Origin of the sequence: Segatella copri (assembly GCF_019249765.2) — a bacterium.
In the GTDB taxonomy this organism is placed as follows: domain Bacteria; phylum Bacteroidota; class Bacteroidia; order Bacteroidales; family Bacteroidaceae; genus Prevotella; species Prevotella copri_K.
The window spans coordinates 3,611,887-3,635,442 of sequence record NZ_CP152484.1 but is presented as its reverse complement, the minus strand read 5'-3'; the positions used below and the strand labels follow the sequence as shown (position 1 = coordinate 3,635,442).

22 protein-coding genes are annotated in these 23,556 nt (G+C 41.8%); 19 read left to right on the top strand and 3 right to left on the bottom strand.

The window, feature by feature from the left end; genetic code table 11:
* Positions 1 to 2: 2 nt before the first annotated feature.
* From KUA46_RS15355 to traN, 8 genes are all read left to right on the top strand, one after another.
* A complete protein-coding gene (locus KUA46_RS15355; RefSeq protein WP_218487010.1) occupies positions 3 to 2,564 on the top strand; it encodes a hypothetical protein in 2,562 nt (853 codons plus the stop codon).
* Between the two features lie 61 nt (positions 2,565 to 2,625).
* Positions 2,626 to 3,354 (top strand): hypothetical protein, encoded by a 729-nt coding sequence (locus KUA46_RS15350; RefSeq protein ID WP_118066315.1) that lies wholly within the window; start codon positions 2,626 to 2,628, stop codon positions 3,352 to 3,354.
* A gap of 43 nt (positions 3,355 to 3,397) precedes the next feature.
* Positions 3,398 to 4,183, top strand: a complete 786-nt coding sequence (locus KUA46_RS15345) for a DUF5045 domain-containing protein (protein WP_420377703.1) — start codon at positions 3,398 to 3,400, stop codon at positions 4,181 to 4,183.
* Positions 4,184 to 4,189: 6 nt separating this feature from the next.
* Entirely contained in the window at positions 4,190 to 5,326 is a 1,137-nt protein-coding gene (locus KUA46_RS15340; protein WP_218487011.1) for a hypothetical protein, read from the top strand.
* A 45-nt stretch (positions 5,327 to 5,371) separates the two neighbouring features.
* Positions 5,372 to 5,986 (top strand): conjugative transposon protein TraK, encoded by a 615-nt coding sequence (gene traK / locus KUA46_RS15335; protein ID WP_010537146.1) that lies wholly within the window; start codon positions 5,372 to 5,374, stop codon positions 5,984 to 5,986.
* 44 nt (positions 5,987 to 6,030) lie between these two features.
* On the top strand, positions 6,031 to 6,423 hold the full coding sequence (locus KUA46_RS15330; RefSeq protein WP_218487012.1) for a hypothetical protein: 393 nt from the start codon (positions 6,031 to 6,033) through the stop codon (positions 6,421 to 6,423).
* Positions 6,420 to 7,601 carry a conjugative transposon protein TraM gene (traM, locus tag KUA46_RS15325; RefSeq protein WP_218487013.1) on the top strand — a complete coding sequence of 394 codons (1,182 nt, stop codon included), beginning with the start codon at positions 6,420 to 6,422 and terminating at the stop codon, positions 7,599 to 7,601. Before KUA46_RS15330 ends, traM begins: the two co-directional genes overlap by 4 nt.
* Positions 7,602 to 7,701: 100 nt before the next feature.
* Positions 7,702 to 8,568 (top strand): conjugative transposon protein TraN, encoded by an 867-nt coding sequence (gene traN, locus KUA46_RS15320; protein WP_218487014.1) that lies wholly within the window; start codon positions 7,702 to 7,704, stop codon positions 8,566 to 8,568.
* A 2-nt stretch (positions 8,569 to 8,570) separates the two neighbouring features.
* On the opposite strand, the gene KUA46_RS15315 is transcribed toward traN, so the two are convergent.
* Both KUA46_RS15315 and KUA46_RS15310 read right to left on the bottom strand, forming a co-directional pair.
* Positions 8,571 to 8,879 (bottom strand): helix-turn-helix domain-containing protein, encoded by a 309-nt coding sequence (locus tag KUA46_RS15315; protein WP_029425402.1) that lies wholly within the window; start codon positions 8,877 to 8,879, stop codon positions 8,571 to 8,573.
* A gap of 13 nt (positions 8,880 to 8,892) precedes the next feature.
* A complete protein-coding gene (locus tag KUA46_RS15310) occupies positions 8,893 to 9,444 on the bottom strand; it encodes a hypothetical protein (protein WP_218487015.1) in 552 nt (183 codons plus the stop codon).
* Between the two features lie 79 nt (positions 9,445 to 9,523).
* Between KUA46_RS15310 and KUA46_RS15305 the strand changes: the two genes are divergently transcribed.
* From KUA46_RS15305 to KUA46_RS15255, 11 genes are all read left to right on the top strand, one after another.
* Positions 9,524 to 11,707: a type IV secretory system conjugative DNA transfer family protein gene (locus KUA46_RS15305; RefSeq protein ID WP_218487016.1), complete on the top strand. Its 2,184-nt coding sequence runs from the start codon at positions 9,524 to 9,526 to the stop codon at positions 11,705 to 11,707.
* A 101-nt stretch (positions 11,708 to 11,808) separates the two neighbouring features.
* On the top strand, positions 11,809 to 12,291 hold the full coding sequence (locus KUA46_RS15300; protein ID WP_334650112.1) for a glycoside hydrolase family protein: 483 nt from the start codon (positions 11,809 to 11,811) through the stop codon (positions 12,289 to 12,291).
* Positions 12,292 to 13,172: 881 nt separating this feature from the next.
* On the top strand, positions 13,173 to 13,766 hold the full coding sequence (locus KUA46_RS15295) for a UpxY family transcription antiterminator (protein WP_334650113.1): 594 nt from the start codon (positions 13,173 to 13,175) through the stop codon (positions 13,764 to 13,766).
* 14 nt (positions 13,767 to 13,780) lie between these two features.
* Positions 13,781 to 14,848 carry an HAD-IIIA family hydrolase gene (locus KUA46_RS15290; RefSeq protein WP_071122647.1) on the top strand — a complete coding sequence of 356 codons (1,068 nt, stop codon included), beginning with the start codon at positions 13,781 to 13,783 and terminating at the stop codon, positions 14,846 to 14,848.
* 1 nt (position 14,849) lies between these two features.
* Complete coding sequence (locus tag KUA46_RS15285; RefSeq protein ID WP_218487019.1) at positions 14,850 to 15,833, top strand: bifunctional heptose 7-phosphate kinase/heptose 1-phosphate adenyltransferase; 984 nt, start codon at positions 14,850 to 14,852, stop codon at positions 15,831 to 15,833.
* 5 nt (positions 15,834 to 15,838) lie between these two features.
* Positions 15,839 to 16,819: an IS982-like element IS1187 family transposase gene (locus KUA46_RS15280; protein WP_218487020.1), complete on the top strand. Its 981-nt coding sequence runs from the start codon at positions 15,839 to 15,841 to the stop codon at positions 16,817 to 16,819.
* A 13-nt stretch (positions 16,820 to 16,832) separates the two neighbouring features.
* Positions 16,833 to 17,273, top strand: coding sequence for a D-glycero-beta-D-manno-heptose 1-phosphate adenylyltransferase (gene rfaE2, locus KUA46_RS15275; RefSeq protein ID WP_218487021.1), 441 nt, complete (start codon positions 16,833 to 16,835; stop codon positions 17,271 to 17,273).
* On the top strand, positions 17,270 to 19,915 hold the full coding sequence (gene rfaD, locus KUA46_RS15270) for an ADP-glyceromanno-heptose 6-epimerase (RefSeq protein WP_218487022.1): 2,646 nt from the start codon (positions 17,270 to 17,272) through the stop codon (positions 19,913 to 19,915). The genes rfaE2 and rfaD overlap by 4 nt, the downstream gene beginning before the upstream one ends.
* Before the next feature lie 106 nt (positions 19,916 to 20,021).
* Complete coding sequence (locus KUA46_RS15265) at positions 20,022 to 20,438, top strand: helix-turn-helix domain-containing protein (protein ID WP_106812837.1); 417 nt, start codon at positions 20,022 to 20,024, stop codon at positions 20,436 to 20,438.
* Positions 20,414 to 21,031 (top strand): IS630 family transposase, encoded by a 618-nt coding sequence (locus KUA46_RS15260; RefSeq protein ID WP_106812727.1) that lies wholly within the window; start codon positions 20,414 to 20,416, stop codon positions 21,029 to 21,031. Before KUA46_RS15265 ends, KUA46_RS15260 begins: the two co-directional genes overlap by 25 nt.
* Positions 21,032 to 21,053: 22 nt before the next feature.
* Positions 21,054 to 22,223, top strand: a complete 1,170-nt coding sequence (locus KUA46_RS15255) for a serine/threonine-protein kinase (protein WP_434725803.1) — start codon at positions 21,054 to 21,056, stop codon at positions 22,221 to 22,223.
* On the opposite strand, the gene KUA46_RS15250 is transcribed toward KUA46_RS15255, so the two are convergent.
* Positions 22,204 to 23,490 carry an IS1380 family transposase gene (locus KUA46_RS15250; RefSeq protein WP_434725798.1) on the bottom strand — a complete coding sequence of 429 codons (1,287 nt, stop codon included), beginning with the start codon at positions 23,488 to 23,490 and terminating at the stop codon, positions 22,204 to 22,206. The genes KUA46_RS15255 and KUA46_RS15250 overlap by 20 nt on opposite strands.
* Between the last annotated feature and the right edge of the window lie 66 nt (positions 23,491 to 23,556).

Sequence of the window (23,556 nt, the reverse complement as noted above, 5' to 3'; positions counted from 1 at the left end):
AGATGAAACGACTTCTATCCATCATAATGCTGATAGTCTGTGTGTTGGCAAAGGCTGACGCACAGTACTACAGCGTGAACTATGACAAGCAGACGGTGGCTGCTATGGCTGCTGCATATGGAGCGGAAGCCGTGGCAGAGGCATACTATAACGAGCAGGTGCAGAACATATTGAAACACTATAATGCTGCGGAAGTGGCGAGTGCCGGTATCTATGCCTCCAAGTTCTTGGAACGCAAGGCAATGACAGAGTTGGGCATCTGGAACAGTAGCACAGAGAACTACTATTACCGCCGTATCTACAACATGGTGAGCAACAAAATCATGCCGAAGATATGGACGGTGGCAGGAATGATGCTGAAAAGTCCACAGACTGCCCTGTATTGGGGAACCTATCTGATGAAGATATGTGACGACACCAAGAACCTGTGCATGCAGTTTGAGAGTGTGGTAACAAACAGCACCCTCACATTCTCGGACATCGCCTTTCTACAAATCAACCAGGAGATAGCTGCCATACTGAAACTTTCAGAGATTGGCAACGTGGATTGGAAGAAGATGTTGGACGATTTGTCGAAGGTGCCAGGCAATTTTACAGTGGACAATCTGAAAGCCGACATCGACAATCTGTATAAGGCAGGAGCCAACCTTGCAGGAGCAGGAATGAACAATATCGGCAATGCCCTTTTGCAGAGCAGCCAGTTCAACGACCTCTTCCAAGGCAAGCTCAGTGCAGCCATCGACATTGTGGATAACTATTCCTCGCTGTTCAAAAGTCTCGACAAGAGCGTAGGCAACACCCTCTTGGGCATGATTGGAGGCAAGGACAACGTGGCAGGACTTTTCTCTCTTGCCAACTATAACCTCACCTCATGGATGACGGACTATCTGGATGAGACGGCAGGAAACTACTACACGCAAAGATGGTATATCGCCCGACGAGACCAAGGACGAGAGAAATTGTGCGACTATGTACCGCCCACCGATGACAACAGCATCTTGAAAGGCGACCACTGGTACAGAATCAACACCAAGGATGCCAATTTCTATCCCAACAATAGCCAAAAGGAAGCTATCCTGCAAAACTCGGAGAATCATGCAGGATGGTCAAGAACAAGGGTGCAACAGCTCAACAACCAGAATGATAGCTTTACCTACAGTATCAGCTATTGGTTGAACAGCTACATCATCAGTAGCAAGAAAAAAGGACAGAAACAGAAGGCATACGCCTACGAGATACAGGTGTACAAGAGTTGGAACAGGACAGAAGAAGTGTATGAGGCAGTCTTTGACTCCTATTCGATGGACTTGAACACCTTCAAGGCACAACTGCAAGCCCGGTTGAGCGAATGGAATGACAACGAGGAAGGCTATACCTTTTATATAGGCAGTGATGCACGCAACTACTATCAGGCAACCGATGCCGCCAAACTGAAGGGATGCGAGAGCGTGACCATAAGTGTGACATGCAGCGACGGTGTGCAGTTGGGGCAAGGCACCACACAATACAAATGCAAGAGTTGTGGCGGTTCGCTGAATGACCACAGCAAGAAATGCGCCATGACAACATCTGTGACAGAGAACAACCTTGACCTCTCGGACTTGTATAAACAAGAGCAGGAAGCCAATGCCAAGATAGCCTCTCTGCAATCTCAAATCAGTCAGTTGGAAGCCGAGAACAAGTCGCTTGTCAAGCAAATCGCCAATGCAAGTGTGGAAGATGCAGCCAAGTATCGGGAGCAATACAACAAGAACAAGGCTTCCATCGAACAACTGAACAAAGAACTTGCCACATGGCAACAGAAACAAAGGGAAATAGAGGAAGCCAAGGCAGAGGCAGGAAAGGACAATGACGTGGCGACGGATGACTACTATCGCATACCAGCCATTATGAACGACTGCAAGAGTGCCTACAAACTGACTTGGCAAGGGGAAGGAACATGGATCGGCTATACTTACATTCGAAAAGCCACCATGCCCAACATCAACGGCATCATCACCTTCAAGGCAACATTGAAGATCGCCCGAAAGCCAAAATACTTCTTGAGCATCAAGATACACAGAGCCATCCTGCAGATCAGTTGGGAGCTGACATCGGAATACACCAACACCTCGGTAGTGGATGTGATAACGCTTGACCCAAGCAAGACCGAGCAGGAAAAGGCGGACGAAGTGAACAAGCGCATCTCGGAAATTGCACAGGAATATCCATCGTGCAAGATAACCACTGAATATGCTAAGAGCGCACCTGCCGATGACAATAATACCGATGACACCTATCACCTGCTATGGTCAAGCGATAGGTTAGAGATAGCCAGAGAGGTGGACAGCAGAATCACCAAGATATACGCAGACTTGGTATCGTTGGAGAAGATGATGCACTACAAGCGCAACATCATCGATGTGCTGATGGACATCGCTCCACATATCAATGCTGACGAAGGACGACGGTTGACACTGGTGGAGAAATGCAAGAAACGTTGGTTAAGGAAAGCTGCCGACACCAAACATTCAGATGATTATCACGGCAAGTTTAATGATGAAGACAATGAAAATGAGAAATAGAAAAGAATACAAGGCTGATGCAGCGGAGAGGGTTGCAGGGTCAGTGAGCAAGAAGCGACGAATGGATATTGTGAGAACATTGCTGGTAGCAATCTTGCTCCTCGCCCTCCCCTCTAAAACATTCGCCCAATGGGGATTTGATGTTGCCAGCGTGGAAGCCTACATCAATGACCACAAGAAACAGCGGAGTCTGTTGCTTGCACGGAGCACGTTGGAATACAGCAATAAACTATTGCACAGTTACAGTAAGGACGAGACCAAGGCATACAAGGAACTGAACGTGGACCTGGATAAGTACACCAGAGCGTTCGATGTGATAGATGTGCTATATCAAAGTTTACGAACCAGTTTGAACGTGTACTCCACCTACGAGGGTGTGAGCGACAGAATATCGGACTATAAGAAGCTGTTGGATGACTACAACAAAAAAGTCATCAAACGAAAGCGCATCTCGCTTGCCGATACCATACTGATAGGCATTAACCGACGAGCCATAGAGAATATCGCAAATGAAGGCGAATACCTCTACAAAAGCGTGAGCGACTTGGTGCTGTATGCCACAGGAGCGGCAGCGTGTTCTACGGCAGACCTTCTTGTGGTGTTGGAAAGCATCAACACCTCGCTTGACAATATAGAGAAGCATCTGAACAAAAGCTACTTTGAGTCGTGGCGATATATCCAAGTGCGCATCGGCTATTGGAAAGAAAAGGTTTACCGAACCAAAAGCAAGCAGCAAATACTGGAAGATGCCTTCGGTCGGTGGAGAGTGGCAGGTAAACTCGGATATTGAGAGAACGAAGAATTTATAATCCCATATATAATAATGTATAGGCATGGATAGAAAGAAAACAAGAATAGGAACCATCATGTTGATGTTGGGAGTCGCTATCAGCGGCAATGCCCAAAGTGGTGTAACATACAATCATGACAGTTCGAAAAAGAACCAGATAACGGTGATGGAAATCGGTAGTGGTAGTCTGTCACCAGAATTGTACTATCAGTTACTGCACAGCAGTTACAAGAAATCGGCTGCCAGCAAGAACAAACTCGGTTTTCGTACCACGGCAGGAATCGGAGCTTACAATCAAGTGGAATATGCCGAAGCCATCGACTCTGCCCTGACCAAAAGAGCAGAGATTGAGGCGTTGAATATGGCAGACCGTCAGATTGACCTCGCCTGGAAAGTGGAAGGAAGCAAAATTAACAGCAAGATGAATGCCTTCAAGAGCAACATCGACCGCATCCTGCCTGTAGGCGGATCCATCGGTGACAAGCAACGCTGGACAGGATACTATCATGTCTTTGAGACAGCCATCAAAGCCACCAAGGATGCCTATATGCCCAATGCCAAGCGTAAGAAGATGTACCTACAGATTTATGCAGATGTGGCAAAACAGAACGAGACACTTGTGAAGCAACTGGTGCAGATTTCGAATGCCAGCAAGACCAAGGAATTGTTGACAGCAAACGGCAACTACCAGACCGCCAACAAACGAAGTATCATCAGCAGTGCATCCAGCAAATGGCGAGAGGCAGGAATGGCAGTGAGAAACAACACATCTTCTGGCAGTAATAACGGTTCGAACGAGGATGACAATGATTTGAAAATAAATAGATAAGGAGTTATGGCAGACAACAGCAGCATATTATCAGACTTCGGTATCAACATCTTGGAAGAAGAGATTGATGACGTGATTTTCCAGACCAACGAGTTCCTGTGCGACGCTACTTTCACAGGCTCGAATGGGCCTTTTTGGTGGGTCGTTCAAATGTGTATGGCACTCGCAGCCCTCTTCTCTATCGTGGTGGCAGCGAACATGGCCTACAAGATGATGGTGAAGCATGAGCCACTGGATGTGATGAAACTTTTCAAGCCATTGGTGATAAGCATCATCCTCTGTTGGTGGTACCCACCTGCCGATACAGGCATGACGAACAGTGGCAGCAATTGGTGCGTACTGGACTTTCTGAGTTACATACCAAACTCCATTGGAAGTTATACCCATGACCTATATGAGGCGGAAGCCACACAGATAGAGGACAAGTTTACGGAAGTTCAGCAGCTCATCTACACCAGAGACACGATGTACACCAACGTACAAGCCCAGGCAGACATTGCCCATAAGGGAACAACAGACCCGAATCTGGTGGAATCGACCATGGAGCAGACAGGTGTGGATGAAGTGACCAACATGGAAAAGGACGCAGCCAAGCTGTGGTTTACCTCACTGACTGCAGGAGCCGTAGTGAACATCGACAAGATAGTAATGCTGATAGCATTGATCGTCTTCCGTATCGGTTGGTGGAGCACCATCTATTGTCAGCAGATACTGTTGGGAATGCTGACGATATTTGGACCGATACAATGGGCGTTCTCGCTACTGCCGAAATGGGAAAGCAGTTGGGCGAAGTGGCTGACAAGGTATCTGACCGTGCATTTCTATGGAGCCATGCTCTACTTCGTGGGCTTCTACATGCTATTGCTCTTCGACATCGTGCTCTGCATACAGGTGGAGAACCTGACGGCTATCACCGCCAGTGAGCAGACGATGGCGGCATATTTGCAGAACTCGTTCTTCTCGGCAGGGTATCTGATGGCAGCAAGTATCGTGGCTTTGAAGTGTTTGAACTTAGTTCCAGACCTTGCGGCATGGATGATACCAGAGGGCGATACCGCATTCTCTACCAGAAACTTCGGTGAGGGTGTGGCACAGCAAGCCAAAATGTCGGCACAGGGAACATTGGCGCATGTTGTTCATTAAAGGTAAAAGGGTAAAAGAGTAAAAAGGTAAAAAAACGAAATAGCAATGGTAATCAAGAATTTAGAGAATAAGGTGAAGTTGGTGACTATCATCTGTAGCCTGTTTCTGGTTGGGTGTGTGCTGATAAGTATCAGTAGCATCTGGACTGCGAAGAATATGGTGGTGGATGCACAGAACAAAATCTATGTGTTGGACGGCAACGTGCCGATTCTGGTACAGCGCACAACGATGGATGAGACACTGGATGTGGAAGCAAAGAGCCATATCGAGATGTTCCATCATTATTTCTTCACATTGGCACCCGATGACAAGTACATCAAATACACGATGGAGAAAGCCATGTATCTGGTGGATGAGACAGGATTGGCGCAGTACAATACGCTGAAAGAAAAGGGGTTCTACTCCAACATCATGGGAACAAGTGCCGTGTTCAGCATCTTCTGTGACAGTATCAAGTTCAACAAGGAGAAGATGGAGTTCACCTACTACGGCAGACAGCGCATCGAGCGCAGAACCAATGTGCTGACCCGTGAACTGGTGACGGCAGGACAGTTGAAACGAGTGCCGAGAACTGACAACAACCCACATGGATTGCTGATAGTGAACTGGAGAACCTTGCTCAACAAGGATATTGACCAGAAGACAAAGTCGAACTATTAAAGGTAAAAGGGTAAAAAAGTAAAAAGGTAAAAAAAGAAATAACGATGAACACAAAAGGATTTAAGCAGATGCTCATTGGGGAGAAGATGCCTGACAAGGACGATCCCAAATACAAGGAACGCTATGAGCGAGACGTGAGAGCTGGAAGAAAGTTTGCCAGTATGTGCAGAATCGACAAGGCCGCAGCTAAGGTACAGAGGTTTGCCGACCTGCATAAGACACTGTTCCTGGTCATCGTGTTCGGTTTTGTAGGTGTGAGTTTCAGTTTCAACATCTATCGCATGGCAAGAGCTTATCACTATCAGGGAGAGCGACGCACTGCTACGGAGCGGCAGGACTCCTTGATAAAGGCTCGCCATCAGAATATGGGGAATGCAAAGAACATAGTAAGAACCAATGAGGATGCACGCCATCCTCATAAAGACAAAAAACGATGAAGCTGACAGAAAGAATCAATTTCAGACAACCCAAGTACATGCTACCTGCGATTGTCTATCTTCCACTGCTCGGTGCATCCTACTTTATCTTCGACCTCTTTGATACCAAGGTGGCGGAGAAGAAAGATGCCAATATGCAGACCACGGAATATCTGAATCCGAACCTGCCACAAGCCCATATCAAGGGCGGTGACGGTATTGGAGGAAAGTATGAGAACATGTTGAACGCCTACGGCAAGATAGAAGACCATAGTGCCGTGGAAAATATAGACCGAGACAATGAGCAAGAAAAAGAAGAATACCAAAGCAAGTATTCGGATGCAGAACTGCAACAGTTGGATGCCGAAGCCAAGAGGCAAGCTGAACTGGAGAAAACGAGAGAAGCGCAAGAAGCCCATGAGCGACAAAGAGAGAACGAGGCGTTGGCAGAGCTGAACAAGGCACTTGCCGAAGCAAGGCTGAAGGGACAGCAAGCCACGCAACAGAACTCATCGTCTTCAGCAACAGTATCCGATGAAACAACAGTTACAGCCAAGGGCGGTATCAACATTGAGGGCAAAATCAAGGTGAATGAAAATGCCCGAAAGGAAACTGACGAGAATGATAAGCCAAGTGAAGTGGTGAAAAAGGTGAAGACATCATCGGATTACTTCAATACCTTGGCAGTGAATGAGAAAGAGCCGACACTGATAAAGGCTATCATTGACGAGAATGTGAAAGCCGTGGATGGAAGTCGTGTGCGCTTGCGCTTGCTTGATGATGTGGAAATCGGTGAGATTGTGGTGAAGAAAGGCGCATACCTGTATGCCATCATGAGCGGTTTCAGTTCACAACGAGTGAAAGGTACGGTGAAAAGTGTGTTTGTGGATGACGAAATAGTGAAAATCAACCTATCACTCTATGACACAGACGGCATGGAAGGCTTGTATGTGCCAAGCAGCCAGTTCCGTGAGACCACCAAGGATGTGGCAAGCGGAGCCGTAACCGGCAATGTGGATATGAATACCACCAATACAGGCAGCAGTTTTTCGCAATGGGGCATGCAGACCATGCAGAATGCCTATCAGAAAACAAGCAATGCCATAGGTAAGGCAATCAAGAAGAACAAGGTGAAACTGAAATATGGCACCTTTGTGTACTTGATAAATTCTCGTGCCAACGAGAGCAGAGGAAAATAGTTTTTCCTTTGCCGAGTGCAGCCGAGAATCTGCGAAGCTAACAGCAAAGACACCAAGAGTAAGTAAACATTAAACACTACAAAGTAAACATTACACCCATATGAATATCAAGAAGACCATTGGCGCACTGATGATGTGTGCGATAAGTGCCATACCAATGATGGCACAACAGACCTGTGCGGAGAGTTATCAGCCCTGCACCTACCAGGAGATGGAGCAGCTGACCGTGAACGAGCAAGTGACTACGGTCATTACGGCAAGCGAACCCATCCGCTTTGTGGATATATCCACTGACAAGATAGCAGGAGACCAGCCCATCAACAATACCGTGCGACTGAAGCCCAAGGAAGGAATGCATGAAGATGGTGAGGTGCTTGCCATCGTGACCATTGTGACGGAACGATACCGCACACAATATGCGCTACTCTATACCACAAGACTACAAGAGGCAGTGACGGATAAGGAGATACAACAGATAGAGAAGAATGCCTATAACAACCCTGCCGTAACGTTGTCCTCCACTGACATGGCTCGATATGCTCGTCAGATATGGAGTTCGGAAGCCCATGTGAACAATGTGAAGACCAAAGCCCATAAAATGGTGATGAGACTGAATAACATCTATTCGTCTGGTGACTATTTCTTCCTGGACTTCTCGGTAGAGAACAAGACGCACATACCATTTGATATAGACCAAATACGATTGAAGCTGACGGATAAGAAGACCGCCAAGGCAACCAATTCACAAATGGTGGAGTTGCATCCAGTCTTCACGTTGGAGCAGACCAAGCGATTCCGCTATGGCTACCGCAATGTGATAGTCATTCGGAAAATGACATTCCCGAATGACAAGCAATTAACCATCGAAATGACGGAGAACCAAATCAGCGGTCGCACCATATCACTGAAAGTAAACTACAGCGATGTGTTGTCGGCAGACTCATTCAATCCGATATTTCTGAAATAGAGCTACGCTAAATGATTCAGAATAGGCAGTTGAAGACAACGCTCTATCTTAGCCAAGGTTTCGAGGGATAGGTTTTCCTGTCCTTTGAGTACCTTGGAAACATATTGCTGGCTACAGCCCATGAGTTCAGACAATCGCTTTTGGGTCATACCCAATTCCTCCATCTTGTCGAGCATCATCATTGCAATGTGCTGAGAATAGCGAAGCCATGACTTGTTAGCCATGCGCCACTCTGCATTCTCACGCCATTTGGATGGAGTTGAAGACTGATGTTCTCTCAGTTTAGAAACAATTTCGTTTGTAGTTCTCATAATAACCTCCTTTCTATATGATTTCATTTAAGAAGTCCATGAAGGAATCCTTGTCGGCAATATCGTTGTCAAGTAAGAAACGTCTCACCTTTTCCATTCGGGCGAGTTCAACCAAAGTATGTTCACGTTCCTGCATAGTACGAGTCAACTTGATTGCACCGCCAGTGATAATGTAAATACCCGGTTCGAGTTTGATAGCATAGATGCGGAGCCAAGAAGCATGACGTGGCGTATTACGCAAGCGTGCCTTCTCTTTGCCCAACAACATTTCCGAAGTACGACTATTCTCCAATGGGCGGAAAATCTTGTCAAGGTCAGCATCAGGAGAAATATCCATGATGAGACATTGCAAGCGTTCGCTATCTTCAATCGTATCATAGATGGCTTGATTGACATCAGTGATTTTGAAGTAGGACGCCAAATCATCAATGTTATGCTTGAAGAAGCTACGCAACCATGTAACATCGTTCCATTGTCCAAGGATGGAGTCAAGAACGTTGTCGAGGCAGTCATCATATCTGACAGCCCAAAGGTGCTCGTTTTCTGTAATCAGGTCGAATGTCATAATCTTATTGTTTTATAGTGCGAAGATACAACAAATAATTGAGAAATACAACTTATAGGTTGATTATTTAAGAATATTTATGGAAGAAAGCAAGGAGTTACAAGGATTTTACAAGATATTCAGGGCGGTCATCTACATATCCGTGTTGATGGAGTTCTTTGAGTATGCCATAGACCCAAGGGTGATAGACGGCTTTGGCGGTGTAGTGTGCGACCTGCACGACCGCATCAAGCAGTGGTTCATCTACCATGACGGGAACCTGGTGTATAGCAAGGTGGTGACATTCCTCTTGGTGTGCATCACCTGTGTTGGCACGAGAAACAAGAAACACTTGGAATTTGATGCCCGAAGGCAGGTGCTGTACCCCTTGGTGAGTGGTGTGCTGCTGTTGATATTGTCCGTGTGGCTCTTCGGCTATGCGATGGACACTCGTCTCTATGCCCTAAGATTGAACATCATCCTATATATGGTGGCAACCATCATCGGAACGGTGCTGGTGCATGTAGCCTTGGACAACATTTCGAAGTTCCTGAAAGAAGGACTGATGAAAGACCGTTTCAACTTTGAAAACGAGAGTTTCGAGCAGTGCCAGAAGGAAGAATATAACAAATACAGCGTGAATATCCCTATGCGCTACTACTATAAGGGTAAATTCCGCAAGGGATGGGTAAACATCGTAAACCCATTTAGAGGTACTTGGGTTGTTGGTACGCCTGGAAGCGGTAAGACTTTTTCTATTATAGAGCCGTTCATCCGTCAGCACAGTGCAAAAGGTTTTGCCATGGTCGTTTACGACTACAAGTTCCCTACCTTGGCTACCAAACTGTACTACCACTACAAGAAGAACCAACAGTTGGGGAAACTGCCAGAAGGCTGTAAGTTCAACATCATCAACTTTGTGGATGTGGAATACTCCAAACGAGTGAACCCGATACAACAGAAGTATATCAATAATTTGGCAGCAGCGAGTGAGACCGCAGAAACACTGCTTGAATCCCTACAAAAAGGTAAGAAGGAAGGCGGAGGCGGTAGCGACCAGTTCTTCCAGACCTCAGCCGTCAACTTCCTCGCCGCCTGTATCTACTTCTTTATTAACTATGGCAAGGAGCCATACGACAAAGACGGCAAGATGCTGATAGCAGAGAAAGTACTTGATCCGAAGACCATGCAGATGAAACCGACCGGAAAGGTGTTTAACCATGCAGGAGAAGAAGTGGAGCCAGCCTATTGGTTGGGCAAGTATAGCGATATGCCCCATATTCTGAGTTTCCTGAATGAGAGTTACCAGACCATCTTCAATGTGCTGGAGACCGACAATGAGGTGGCACCATTGCTGGGGCCATTCCAGACCGCCCTGAAGAACAAGGCAATGGAGCAGTTGGAGGGTATGATTGGTACCCTGCGTGTCTATACCTCTCGCCTTGCCACCAAGGAGAGCTATTGGATATTCCACAAGGATGGTGATGACTTCGACCTGAAGGTCAGCGACCCGAAGAATCCAAGCTATCTGCTGATAGCCAACGACCCAGAGATGGAGAGCATCATCGGAGCATTGAACGCCCTCATCCTCAACCGACTGGTGACACGAGTGAACACAGGGCAAGGCAAGAATATCCCTGTGAGCATCATTGTGGACGAGTTGCCGACACTCTACTTCCATAAGATAGATCGACTGATAGGTACAGCCCGAAGCAACAAGGTGAGCGTAGCCCTGGGCTTTCAGGAGTTGCCGCAGTTGGAAGCAGATTATGGCAAGGTGGGCATGCAGAAGATTATCACCACCGTAGGTAATGTGGTGAGCGGTTCGGCACGAAGCAAGGAAACGCTCGAATGGCTGTCCTCCGACATTTTCGGAAAAGTGGTGCAACTGAAGAAAGGTGTGACCATCGACCGAGACAAAACAAGTATTAACCTGAACGAGAACATGGACAGCCTTGTCCCTGCCTCCAAAATTTCGGATATGCCGACAGGATGGATCTGCGGACAGACCGCAAGAGACTTTGTTGCAACCAAGACAGGTATGAATGGCAGTATGAACATACAGGAGAGCGACGAGTTCAAGACCAGTAAGTTCTATTGCAAGACCGACTTCAATATGGCAGACATCAAAAAGGAGGAAAGCGAGTATGTGCCACTGCCCAAGTTCTACACCTTCAAGAGCCGTGATGAGCGTGAGCGCATCCTCTATAAGAACTTCGTGCAAGTTGGCGAGGACGTGAAAGCCATGATATCGGAGATATTCAACAAGAAGAATGCCAAGTGACAAGCCAATGACACTCCAAATGCAAAACAAAGACAACATCCATGACGAAAAAGATAAGAACATATATTACCCTAATGCTCTTGTTTCTGTGCCAAAGCATCGTGGCACAGAACAAAACACCTACAAACGATAGCCAAAGCCAAACCGACTTGGGCATCTTTGCTTTGCCACCCTTTGAGCGAGCCGTGCGGTGCATCAAGTATTACGAGGGATGGCACGATATTAAGCGCAACTATCCCTATATCGGATGGGGACATCGGATATTGCCACATGAGAAGTTCAAGAATAATCTCACCTATCAGCAAGCCGACTCCCTGCTACGCTCAGACCTCACCAAGTTATGTGCCATGTTTCGTAAGTATGGCAAGGACTCACTACTCCTTGTCGTACTTGCCTATAATGTCGGACCCTACAAAATATTAGGGAACAAAAGATTTCCGAAGAGCCGTTTCCTGCAAAAGATTGAACGAGGATTGCGTGACATAGAAAAAGATTACCTTGACTTTTGCAGATGGAGAGGCAAATGCATTCCGTCCATCAAAAGGCGAAGAATGACAGAACTTCAACTATTATACATCCCATAAAAACGAAATATTACTTCATCAACCATCGAAGTAGCACTCCATAGCCTGTCGAAGCTATACTTCATCGGCACTTCAAGTATATTGGCCTAATAACATACAAAAATTGCATAAGAACAGCATTTGTATATACAAAAATTCCGAGATATTAAAGCAATTAGACTTAAATAGTCTTAAATTTGTATTGTGGTATTTATATTTCCTGTCATTTCTTGTCTTTTCTCAATAAATTTTCGTATTTTTGCACTCGGATTGTATAGCCAGACCGCAGTTGTCGCTGTAAGACGAGTTCTTTCATGATAACCGAGTCGGCAGCCTACGCCGTGCTGAGTGTAGTGAAGTCAACCATGACATATCTATACGAAAGCGGGCTTTGGGTGGGAAGACAATCCAGACATAATGGAAGGCGTTTATCGACGCTGTGTTTAAGACGGACCGAAATCTAGCAAATTCACGGTAATATTATTGTCTTGAACGTGGTCAACGGTAGATGTCCCGGGTGTGATTATATCAATCCCGTGGAGACCTTGTAAGCATAGATTGTACCCTTTCGGGCGCAGTCAAATGTGTTATATAGGTCTCTTTACGGACATGATTTTCATATCGGCGTGGGCTCTGACGTTGTCTGTTCGACAATAATAGGCAATTGCTAGAGCCTCGGTTCGTGGAATGGACAACAGGACGATTCCACGCTCTTTTTTTCTGTCGCAATTTAACGGATTTCTGTCTAGAAAAAAGTTAGCACCGATATGAAAGTCGATGAATGGACATCAGAAGATGTACACACCTCAGGAGGAGGTGAATTCCCTCCTTGCGCTGGACTTACCTCCAACGCCCTCCCCGAAGCTCAAAGCACTGTGTCTGCTGAGAGTTCACAAACAGGGGTGTCCACCAGAAATGTCCATATAGCAAGTAAGCCTAAAGCACAAAAAGAGGAAGAATTTCCTCATTGGTATGCCTTACGTACCACATATGGTAGAGAGAAAAAGGCATACGACTACATGACTGCCAAAGGTATCACGGCTTTCTATCCTACTACAGATACTGTAAAACTTATAAAAGGTAAGCGCAAAGTTGTTACCGAGTCACGTTTACCAAACATCTTCTTCGCCTACGGTACCGAAGAACAACTTAAATATTTCGTTTACGACAACGTAAACCTCCCATTTCTTCGTTTTTACTATCGTCACGTCCATGTTGGGCGCAGAATAGAGAAGATTCCTATGATAGTTCCAGACTATCAGATGGAAAGTCTCAAAATCATCTGTGCAGCCGATGCGGACAATACCATCGTATCATTAGGTGAAGTGCCTAAGTTCGAGAAAGGACAGTTGGTAAAGGTTATTGATGGTGCGTTTAAGGGAGTGATTGGCAGAGTCGCAAGATGGCAGGGACAGCAAAGAGTTGGAGTGGTTGTGGACGAATTGGTAACTGTAGTTACAGCGTATATACCGAGTGCATTTCTAATGTCTATTTAATTTCTTCGATTCCAATGGAATTACTAGTAAAAATAAATAAAAAGTTAGAGCAACGTAGAGCTATTTTGAATACAATCATTCAAAATGTTGGAATTCAAAATAAAATATTAAAATCTGCACAAATCTTGGCTGAATGCCTAAAACTCGGAGGAAAAATAATCACAGCTGGAAATGGTGGTTCAGCTTCTCAATCAGAACATTTTTCCTCAGAAATGATGGGGCGTTTAAAAAATAGCAGAACACCTTTTCCCTCATTATCGTTGAGTTCCAATGCATCTCTATTAACTTGTATAGGAAATGATTTTGGATTTGAAAGAATTTTCTCTCGGCAAATAGAAGGCATTGGTACAACGAAAGATGTGTTTATTGCATTTACAACATCATGTAAATCAAGGAATATCATAGAAGCATTGAATGTGTGTAAGAATTCTAATATAAAATCAATAGTTTTCACAGGACAATGCGTACATGATATTGATTTGTTAGCAGAAGAAATAATAATGATTCCAAGCAATGATGTACAGATTATCCAAGAGTGCCATGATATCATATCTCATATAGTGTGTGAACTGGTAGAGGAAATAGTAGATTTAAAAACAGTCAATGAGTGGGAGCAAATAAAAAACGAATTCAAAAATGGTTATAAGTTCCTTATACTTGATCGTGATGGCGTTGTCAATATAACAAAACCCAATGGCTATATTTCATCTTTTTCTGAGTTTGTTTTTACTGATGGCTTTAAATCTAACATTAAATTACTCTCGGAATGTTTTGATAGGATTTTCATAACAACGAATCAAGCAGGAATAGGAAAAGGTATTATGACCGAGAATGAATTGTTAACATTACATGAATGTATGTTGAGTGAAATCAAGAAGCTTGGGGGGTCTATAGATAAAGTCTATTACAGTAAAGGTATAGACGATACGGACAAAACAAGAAAACCTAATACAGGAATGGCAGAAAACATAAAAAGAGATTTTCCTGATATTGATTTTTCAAAAACAATTGTTGTTGGAGATTCCTTTGCAGATAGATTATTCGCTAATAGAATTAATGCTAAATTCATACTTGTTCAATAATATGGATACCGGAGAATTACAAAAGAAAACTATTGTTATTGGCGATCTCATGTTAGACAAATATGTTTTTGGTATAGTCGAAAGAGTCTCGCCTGAATCAGGTTGCCCTATTTTGAAACAAACTACATGCGAATATCAATTAGGAGGAGCTGCAAATGTTGCAAAACAACTAAAAAGGTTAGGAGCTAATGTAATTTTGTTTGGAATAATTGGAAACGATGAAAATGGTAAAATGTTTAAGAAATTACTAAAGCAAGAAGGTCTAGAGGTCGATTTTTTATCAACATATAATACCGATACCACGTGCAAAACAAGATTCGTAAATGACCTTCATCAGCAAATGTTTCGTACAGATCGAGAAACTTTTGTGTCCTATAGTGACGAAGATAGACATAAAATTATGAATTATCTGACTCGGAACCAAATATGCAACATTGTAATATCTGATTATAATAAAGGCGTTATTACCACGCAAATGTGTCAAGACATTATCCGTTATGGACAAAGAAATGGCATTAATGTCATTATAGATATCAAGGAGAATGACTTGAAAAAATATAAAGGAGCAACTATTGTTAAAGGCAACAAAAAGGAAATACATAAACTTTTAGATAAATTGTCTCAAATATGGATTAGTGATAGTTCTTTACAAAAATTAAGAAGTGTATTAAATACAGAGCGATTAATTATGACGTGTGGTGAAGAAGGTATCATTGCTGTTGATGAAAAAAATAATATTATAAAACATAGCTGCCAAAAGCATCTCGTTTTTGATGTTACTGGAGCTGGAGATATAGTAACAGCATATATTTCTTATTTATCCAAGTATAAAGACATGTCATTTGATAGAATTTTATACTTTGCCAATAAAGCTGCGAATATTAAGGTTGGGCGTTTTGGAAATTCTATTGTAGAATTAGACGAAGTTCTAAATGGGTACATAAAAGTATTGAATGTACCCGTTGGCGGAATTAATTTAAGTTGATAAATATGAGTAAAAAGTTGTACATATCGCTGATTTTTAGTAACTTAGTGGTGATCAAAACATTAAGTTCAAACCATCGTATGTACAACCTTTATACAAAATTCGTCAAAATACTTGAGATATGCAAGCAATTCTCTGAAAATCTCGTCAATGAATCAGGTAATGTTCCACGTCGTGGTCCTGTTCCCAAGTTTTCGGATTTGGAAGTGGTGGCGCTATCCCTGACGGCAGAGACCGAGAGCATTGATAGTGAGAAGTGGTTGTTCGACTATAAATTGCAAGAGTACAAGGACAGCATTCCCAATCTCATATCAAGGAGACAGTTCAATGACCGCAGGAAGAAGACGGCAGGCCTGTGTGAGGAACTGCGAAAGAGGATTGCCATGGAAATGGATGGCGGAGAGGAACAATTCTTTGTTGACTCCAAGCCGATAGAGGTTTGTAGGGTTGCAAGAGGAAAACGTTGCAAGATGGGGCGTACCGGAAATTTCTCGCAAGCTCCTGACTTCGGCTTCTGTGCTTCGCAGAATACGTATTATTTTGGTTATAAGTTACACGCTCTCTGTGGGTTAAGTGGAGTTATCCATTCCTATGATCTGTCAAAGGCAAGTGTAGCTGATCTCCATTATATGAAGGATGTAAAACATACTTATCACGACTGTAGCATCTATGGTGACAAAGGGTATATTGGAGCTGACGTACAGCTTGACTTGTTCGAAACCGCACACATAAGACTGGAGTGTCCGTATCGGCTCAACCAAAAGGATTGGAAACCGACATTTATTCCGTTTGCAAAGGCAAGAAAGAGGATTGAGACAATATTCTCACAACTTACAGACCAGTTCTTGGTCATCAGGAACTACGCAAAAATAACGAATGGTTTGTTTGCCAGAATCATTGGCAAAATTAGTGCACTTACCATTCTACAATACGTAAACTTCATTAACGACAAGCCCATTGGCAGAATTAAGTATGCACTAAATTAATTCCGCCAACAGGTTGAATGTACATGAAATTATCAAGAAGACAAAAGGAAAGAAAGTTGTCTTTACAAATGGATGTTTCGATGTTATTCACGCAGGGCATATAGACTTATTGCAAAAGGCAAAAGAAAAAGGTGATATTCTTGTTGTAGGATTAAACTCAGACTCTTCCATAAGAAGATTAAAAGGTAATAGTCGCCCAGTTAATACACTTAATCAAAGAATAAAAGTATTGTCTTCAATCCAATATATTGACTATATAGTTGTCTTTGACGATGATACTCCATTGCAACTTATAGAAGCAATAAAACCAAATGTGTTGGTAAAAGGCGGAGATTATAAATTTAAAGAGATTATAGGAGCTGATTTTGTCACAAAAAATGGAGGACAGGTTTTTAGCATCCCATTTGTATATAACCTATCATCAACAAAAATAATAGATAAAATAAAACTATGATTATTGTAACAGGTGCTACAGGTTTTATAGGTTCAAATTTGCTTGCAGAATTAGAGCTAAGACAATATAAAGGTCTTGTTGCCGTTGACTCATTCGGGGTTGAAGATAAATGGAGGAATATATCAAAACGTATATTCCCATATCTTGTTTCCCCTCAAGATATAGATTCATTTATAGAATCTAATGTTCAAAAAATAAAAGCCATTATTCATCTTGGAGGTATTTCCTCTACTACAGAAAATAATGTAGATTCTATTGTTGAAAATAACATCAAATTAACGATTAGATTGTATGAGTTTTGTAAAAATAATCACATTCGATTCATATATGCATCTTCTGCTTCTACCTATGGAGATGGTGGAAAAGGATATATAGATTCTGATGACATAGAATACTTAAATCAGCTATCTCCATTAAATCCATATGCATGGAGTAAAAATTATGTCGACAAATATATTTCATATGATAGATATGTGAATAAAAACAAATCATTATCAGTTGGATTGAAATTTTTCAACGTGTATGGACCTAACGAATATCACAAAGGTTTACAAGCAAGCGTTATATTTCATTTTTTCTTGCAGATGCTCCAAAACAATACTGTAAACTTATTCAAATCTAATTGCGCAGATTTCAAAGACGGACAACAAAAAAGAGACTTTGTATACGTTAGAGATTGTGTAGATGTCATTATTTGGATGCTGGAACATCAGGAAATTATAGGACTCTTCAATGTAGGAACAGGATGTGCAAGTAGCTTTTTGGAAGTCGTAGAATCAATTAAAAGAGCCTGTCATATAGAATGTAAAATCCATTATATAGATATGCCCGAGAAACTTAAAAAACATTACCAAAATTTCACAGAGGCTAATTTGACGAAGTTAAGATCGGTTGGTTATACAAAAGAGTTTACTTCGTTAGAAGCTGGCATATCTCAATATGTAAATGAATTTTTAAACAAAAAAATAAAAGATATGAGCCGAATTATATTTAATGTCGCAGCAAAGTGTGATAGAGCAGGGCGAGCTCAAAATCAAGATAACTATTGGATATGTCCAGACTTATCTCTTTTGAATTCAGACTCGAGTCCCAAAATAGGAAACGATACAGACATAGAATTGTCTGAAAAAGGAACGCTTCTTGTTGTAGCAGATGGCATGGGAGGAATGAACGCTGGTGAAATCGCATCTATGCTTGTCGTTGAAAGTATAAAGAAACATTTTTCTAGTGTTCCTAACGAAATATTAAGCAACGAAGTTGACATTTTGGATTTTATCAAGGAGTCAATCATCGACGCAGATAATTCAATTAAGCAATATGCAAAAGAACACAAAGAAGCTGAAGGACTAGGTAGTACTATTGTTCTACTATGGCTATTAAATGGTAAAGCATATTGCGGATGGTGTGGTGATAGCAGAATATACAGATTCAATCCAAATAATGAGTTAGTTCGTCTATCTCATGACCACTCTTATGTACAATCTTTAGTTGATGAAGGCAAAATATCAGAAGAAGAAGCGTTCAATCATCCAGATGGCAATATTATAACGAAATCACTTGGAGATAATGGTGAAACTGCAACTCCAGAATTGCGAGTATATAATATTTATCAACGTGATGTATTTATTCTTTGCAGTGATGGGTTATGTGGATTACTCACAGATTCTGAGATAAACGAGACTGTTGAGAGTACCTGTACTTCTTCTAAAGATTCATTAGAAGCATTGTGGGAAAAAGGACAAGCTACAGGTTGGACAGATAATGTAACTATAGATATATTATGTGTGTCCGATGGAGGCAAACCTGCAAAAGGTAGACCTGATGGATATCCGAGAGTGGAAAAAAAACAGAGCAAGAATAGAGACAAAAAAGTTCCTATTGTAAATAGTAAGGATTCTCTCAGTTCGAAAATTCTAAAGTCTCCTTACATCTATATTATCGGCATTGTTTCTATATGTGTTTTAGGGATAGTGTTGTACTTTTCTTTTGTAAAAACACAAACTGAAGGGAATTCTAATTTTGAATTTAATGTCGAAGTTCCTAACAAAGAAACGGATGAAAGTGACACCAATATCAATGATGACTCTTCAAGCTCACATAGCAGTTCTCAGGCTAACAACAATCACCAAAATGGAAGAAATAGAGATCATCGACGAAACCAAACAACAACTCATGGTGCAAGACAAACGAATACAGGAAGTTCAAATAACACAACTCAAAATCAAGGAACTCAAACACAAAACAATTCTCCTATAAATTCTGGGGTGATAAACCAACTTCCTCAAAACAATAATGGTCATAATACCAATATAGAACAGAGACCTTCTGTAGAATACACCCAGTTGTTTAATAATGTCCTAAACGATTACAATAAAGCAAAGAAAGCATGGGATATTATAAAACAGCAAAAATACAAGACTCGTAGATTAGAAAATATGGTTCTTGATTTTACTGATAATATCAATAAGAATATAGCAGCCTTAGAAAGGGATAAAGCGAACTATAACGCACTTAAAGAAAAGAATAGAATAAAAGACTTCAAGAAACTTTATGGCGAAATTAAACACGATTGGAGGAAGTATGATTATCAACCACCTATACAAGGTGGTGGTAATGAAATGGGGAGTCAAGTGTATTTATAGCTAAAAATAGTAAACAATTAAAATATAAATAAGTAAGTGATCTAAATTATTTATATATATCAGTACTAATATGGTTCATTTTCCGTTTTATAGAAAAAGTAGAATTATGAAACCAATAAAAGTACTTGAATTATCAGAGGTTGATCGCCTCAAATTAGAGAAAGGCTATCATAATGGCCCTACTCATAGTTTTCGTATCAGATGCAAATCCATATTGCTGAAGTCAGAAGGTAAATCAGCTCCCAAAATAGCAGAAATGCTTGAGGTGACTGTACCTACTGTCTACGCATGGGTAAAACGTTATGAAGAAAATGGCATCAAAGGCTTGGAGACACGTCCTGGTCAGGGTCGAAAGCCTATTATGGATTGTTCTGATGAAGAAGCAGTCCGCAAGGCAATTGAGGAAGACCGTCAAAGCGTGTCTAAAGCACGTGAGGCATGGCAGAATGCGACTGGTAAAGAAGCCAGTGACATTACCTTCAAACGTTTTTTAGAAACATTGGTGCAAGATATAAGCGTATAAGAAAACGCCCAAGGGGCAAACCCTCACCGCAGCTCTACGCATACAAGAAAGAGAAGTTGCAAGAACTTGAAGAACTTGATTCCAAAGGGGAACTTGTGCTATATTATGCCGACGAAAGCCATGTCTGTACAAATGGATATGTTCCATATGGCTGGCAATTCAAGAATGAGGATGTTTACATCCCATCCGAGAAAGCTGCCCGGCTTAATATCTTTGGTATGATTACCAAAAGGAACCAATATAAAGGCTTTACCACAAAAGAGTCCATCAACGCAGACAAGATTGTGGACTATCTTGACAGATTCTCTTTCAATGTCACGAAGAAGACTGTAATTGTCTTGGACAATGCTTCTGTTCATAGAAATCGGAAGGTGAAAGAACTGAGGAAAATTTGGGAGAATAGAGGATTGTTCCTCGTCTATCTTCCACCTTATTCTCCAGAACTTAATCCTGCCGAGATTCTTTGGCGTATACTTAAGGGCAAATGGATAAGACCGATAGATTACGAGACTACGGACTCGCTTTTCTATTGTACGAACAGGGCCTTGGCCTCTGTGGGTACGAACTTATTCGTGAATTATTCATATTTGTAAAATTAATTTTGAACAGTTACTTATGTCAGAAAAAAAAGCAATACACAAATTCAAAGCTGGAGATGTCTTTGATGAAAGATATATATTAGAGAAACTAATGGGTTCAGGTGGTTTCGCTGATGTGTGGAAAGCTAAGGATAAAGATACAAATTCATCCATCGCATTAAAGATATATACTAATCTTGATGATGATGGAATTAATGATTTGGCCTCAGAGTATACTCGTATGCAGAACTTAAACCATACAAATATACTTAAAGCTGATTATTTTGCGAGATGGGGGAATATTCCATATCTTGTAATGAAAGTATGTGAAGGGGGAAGTCTTAGTAAAAAAGTTGGCTGCATTGATGATACAGAACTTATGCATGTCATCCAAGATATAGCTGAAGGATTAACTTATTTGCATCAAAATAAAATTGTACACCAAGACATTAAACCTGCCAATATTCTTGTTGATACACGGGGAGACAAACCCATATATGTTTTAAGTGATTTTGGTATTAGTAGTAAAACTAAAACTCGCCTAAGCCATAGTGTTAATATCAATAGTAAAAATCAAGGGACAAGTATGACGGAAGCATACGCTCCACCTGAAAAATTCAGTTCAAAACGAGAAGATCGTAAACCAGACAGAAAAGGGGATATTTTTTCTTTTGGAATTTCTTTATACGAATTAGCTTGTGGAAATCTTCCATTTGACGATTTATCAACAGGTCGTGAATTATTACATAGTGATGTCGAGGTTGATTTTTCTGAAATTAAAAATGAAAAATTAAAAAGAATCATTCAATTATGTATGCAACCTGATAAAGACAGCCGTCCTTCCGCCGCTGAACTTTTGAATATGGTAAAATCTGAGAACATGCCTGAAGACAAAAAAGTTACTGGGCATGGAAAACATACGGTACGGGTTAGGGATAATAAAAACAATACGACAAAACTCTTTTGGTTTCTTTTGTCATTAGTTATTTTTGGAGGAGGATTGTATTGCCTAATAAACCTCAAATCCGCAACCTATAGGGTTTCGTGGGAATTTACTTGTAAAACGACAAAAATTCTTTTATTGTACATATTCCTTGGGCATAACAGAAACGTCGTAAACACAAAATTCCCTTACCCCATAAAGCGACTTGAGGTAATACGCCGGTTTAACCAGAAAAGCATGGCCTTTAACCAAAGTCTGTCTTGAACAGGTTGGCATAAGCATAGTTGTCTGAATAAATGTTCAATACATGCCTACGTGACGTCTTAATCCATTTTGCAGGAACAGAGATGAACTTGAACACAAAGGTCTTGATTCTGCTGGTGGCACGCAATCCAAATTCATGGGTTTTCAATCTCTGCATAATAGCTTTGTAGAAGTTTCTGATGAAAGCTGTCATAAGCAGGAATACAGTATTCTGTGCCATGAACGATTTTGGCAACCGATTCCAGCCAAAGCCATTGTTCATGTCATCGAAGATGCGTTCCTTGCCACCACGAAGATTGTAGAATTCCACAATGTCTCTTGCACTCGACTTGTAATCGTTAGTCAGTATACATCTGTAGGTATATTCGCCTTCCCAAATGTCAAGGTCTCCCTCTATTCGCCTTTGTCTCTGTATGACAAGACGATACGGTTTTCCTTTCCATTTCTCAACAAGGATGGAATTCAGCTCAAATTCAATACCGTTGATTTCAACAGTTTTCCATCCAGTCAAGGCAAACATGGAATCGTAGAAGGAAGAGCATCTGTTGGCACGAATATAAAAATGCCTGCAATGGGCCTCTACCATATCTACGATTTCCTCCGAGCATGAGCCGCAATCCATGCGGGCACGGGATATATATACTTCTGATGCCTCCAGTCGCTTGAAGATTCTTTCCAAAGTCTCTCTTTGGTTGAAGCGCACGTTTGTGTTGCCGTCTCTATTTTCAATACCGACAATCATGTCGTTAATGACTGCCACACCTGGACTATAGCCCAGGAACTTCTTGTAGGTTGGTTTTGCATCATGCTTCTCTGTTTCAATGAACTGATGGTCAAAGTCAAAATCATACTCTTGACCGGATTTCAATTGACCAGTAGCAAGCAGGGCTTTGATCAATAAGCAGTTCATCTTGTCTGCAGTATTGAAATCATAGGAGTTGCCAGAAGCAGATTTATAGGTGATGTTCTTACAAGTCAGTTCTTCGATAGCACGCAATATGGTGTCTGCGCTGCAAGTGCGAAGAGTTGGATGAAGAGACAAATGTTTCATCAAGTGAGTTGTAACATCCTCAATACATGAGCCGCCACAAAGATATACGCACATCAGAGAGCGTAGAATTTCGCTATATTGATAACCAAACATAGTGCATCTCAATCCCAAGGTGGAATCTATGGTTTGAGCTAAAAGAGCATCAAATTGCTCCATAATAGAAAAAATTCCTCCAAAAGGAGTGAGTTTCTCAGATTTTATTTGTACTTTTGCCATGTCATTCAGAGTTTTATTTGTTTTTTATTTGCAACACTAAGATAAGTGAAATTTCTGACATGGCAA